Raw genomic sequence first — 1653 nt, 5'->3', positions numbered from 1 at the left:
GCGATATCCAGTAAACTGCCGCACGTTTTTCTTCAAGTAGTGTTTCCCCATGCAAATTGCTCTGGCGCCCATGGAAGGGTTGGTCGACGACATCCTGCGCGACGTGCTGACCCGCGTTGGCGGCATCGACTGGTGCGTGACCGAATTCATTCGGGTCAACGACCAGTTGCTCACCCCGGCGTACTTCCACAAGTTCGGCCCCGAGCTGCTTAACGGCGCCCGCACGGCGTCCGGCGTGCCGCTGCGCGTGCAATTGCTCGGGTCCGATCCGGTGTGCCTGGCGGAAAACGCCGCGTTGGCCTGCGAGCTTGGCTCGGAAGTGATCGACCTCAACTTCGGCTGCCCGGCCAAGACCGTCAACAAATCCCGCGGCGGCGCCGTGCTGCTCAAGGAGCCGGAGCTGCTCAACCAGATCGTCGAGCATGTCCGTCGCGCGGTGCCGGCGCACATCCCGGTTACCGCAAAAATGCGCCTGGGTTTCGACAGTCCTGACGGTTCGCTGGTCTGCGCCACGGCGCTCGCCGAAGGCGGGGCGGAGCACATCGTTGTACACGCGCGGACGAAAATGGACGGCTACAAACCGCCGGCACATTGGGAGTGGATCCCGCGCGTGCAGGACGTGGTCAAGGTGCCGGTGTTCGCCAACGGCGATATCTGGAGCGTCGAAGACTGGCGCCGTTGCCGCGAAATCAGTGGCGTGGAAGACATTATGCTCGGTCGGGGTCTGGTCTCCCGCCCGGATCTCGCTCGGCAGATCGCTGCGGCTCGCGCTGGCGAAGAGGTCGTCGAGATGACCTGGGCCGAGCTGATGCCGCTGATTCAGGACTTCTGGCTGCAGGCCAAAGCGCAAATGACCGCGCGCCAATCGCCCGGTCGCCTCAAGCAATGGCTGGCCATGCTGACCCGCAACTACCCGGAAGCCGCCGAGCTTTTCACCGTTCTGCGCCGCGAAACCGAGCCGGATCAAGTCTCGCGTCTGCTCGGATTGCCGCTCGTCGAAGCCGCATAAAAAATCTCAAAATATTCTCTTGAAATCAAAACAGCGGTCCCTATCTAAGGGTTACGCGATGCCGAATTCGGGTCGCGGAGACACAAAACCTTGCTGATTGTTTTCAGGAGATTTGAATCATGAGTACTGCATTTTCTCTCGCACCACTGTTCCGTTCCTCGGTAGGTTTCGACCGTTTCAACGACCTTTTCGAAACCGCCCTGCGCAACGAGCCAGGCAGCAGCTACCCACCTTACAACGTCGAAAAACACGGTGATGACCAATACCGTATCGTCGTTGCGGCCGCCGGTTTCCAGGAAGAAGACCTGGACCTGCAAGTCGAGAAGGGTGTGCTGACCATCAGTGGCGGCAAACGTGACACCGACGAAAGCGTCACGTTCTTGCATCAAGGCATCGCTCAGCGAGCCTTCAAGCTGTCGTTCCGTCTGGCTGATCACATCGAGATCAAGGACGCTGCCCTGCGCAACGGCCTGCTGAGCATCGACCTGCTCCGTGTGATCCCGGAAGAGGCGAAAGCCAAGCGCATCCCGATCAATGGAGCGCAGCAGCCGGCGTTGCAGCATTGATTCATGTGCTGACACACAATCGCCCGAACCGGCGATAAGCCGCTGAACGAAAGGCCCCGATACGTCGGGGCCTTTTTT

The 1653-nt window shown here is 60.3% G+C and carries 2 protein-coding genes; both read left to right on the top strand.

Annotated features, from left to right (window positions below):
• Positions 1-49 precede the first annotated feature (49 nt).
• Positions 50-1009 carry a tRNA-dihydrouridine synthase gene (locus D6877_RS07000; protein ID WP_016773924.1) on the top strand — a complete coding sequence of 320 codons (960 nt, stop codon included), beginning with the start codon at positions 50-52 and terminating at the stop codon, positions 1007-1009.
• A gap of 119 nt (positions 1010-1128) precedes the next feature.
• Complete coding sequence (locus D6877_RS06995) at positions 1129-1575, top strand: Hsp20 family protein (protein WP_016773925.1); 447 nt, start codon at positions 1129-1131, stop codon at positions 1573-1575.
• Positions 1576-1653 lie beyond the last annotated feature (78 nt).

The sequence above is a fragment of the Pseudomonas sp. Sample_9 genome (assembly GCF_004307535.1).
GTDB lineage: Bacteria > Pseudomonadota > Gammaproteobacteria > Pseudomonadales > Pseudomonadaceae > Aquipseudomonas > Aquipseudomonas mercuritolerans.
Note: the sequence above shows the minus strand (reverse complement) of the source record. Positions and strands in the feature narration are given on the sequence as shown.

Bases quoted from the DNA above. Each gene is read 5' to 3' on its own strand.
- D6877_RS06995 (WP_016773925.1), top strand. From the start codon at position 1,129: ATGAGTACTGCATTTTCTCTCGCACCACTGTTCCGTTCCTCGGTAGGT.
- D6877_RS07000 (WP_016773924.1), top strand. From the start codon at position 50: ATGCAAATTGCTCTGGCGCCCATGGAAGGGTTGGTCGACGACATCCTG.